Source organism: Burkholderia sp. BCC1985 (genome assembly GCF_905339915.1).
Classification (GTDB): Bacteria; Pseudomonadota; Gammaproteobacteria; order Burkholderiales; family Burkholderiaceae; genus Burkholderia.
In genome coordinates, this window is the sequence record NZ_CAJPGY010000124.1 from 1 (window position 1) to 652 (window position 652).

Below are 652 nucleotides of genomic sequence, written 5' to 3' on the forward strand. Positions count from 1 at the left end.
CCCAGGCCCTGACGCCGACGGACATCGCGTCACTGGCACGCCAGAATGAGGAGCGCCAGCACCAGATGCGCGCGTTGATCGCGCTCGGTCGCGAGCGCGGCTATCTCACCCACGCGGACATCAACGATCACCTGCCCGACAACTTTGCTCAAACGGCGGCGATGGACACCATCGTCAGCACGTTCAGCGACATGGGCGTGGCCGTGTACGAACAAGCGCCGGACGCCGAAGCGCTCCTGCTCACCGACGCTGCGCCGGCCGTGGCATCCGACGATCAGGCGGACGAGGAGGCGGAAGCTGCGCTATCGACCGTCGATTCCGAATTCGGCCGCACCACGGATCCGGTTCGGATGTACATGCGTGAGATGGGGGCCAGCGAACTGCTGACCCGCGCCGGTGAAATCGAGGTCGCGAAACGGATCGAAGATGGTCTACAGGACATGATTCAAGCGATTGCCGCGTGTCCGTCGATCGTGTCCACGATTCTTGCCGATGTCGACCGCATCGTAGCAGGCGAACTCCGCATCGACGAACTGGTCGATGGCATCAGTGTCGACGCCGATGAAAGCGAAATGACGCCGGAGTCCCAAGAAGAGGATGCGGAAGCACTCGCCGCCGACGATGATTCGGACGAAGACGACGTCGAAACGGA

At 62.7% G+C, this 652-nt stretch carries 1 protein-coding gene; it reads left to right on the plus strand.

Annotated elements, in window-relative coordinates; genetic code table 11:
• Positions 1-8: 8 nt before the first annotated feature.
• Positions 9-652 (plus strand): RNA polymerase sigma factor region1.1 domain-containing protein (locus U4Z31_RS36935; protein WP_321812993.1); only part of this gene is annotated, 644 nt, incomplete at its 3' end.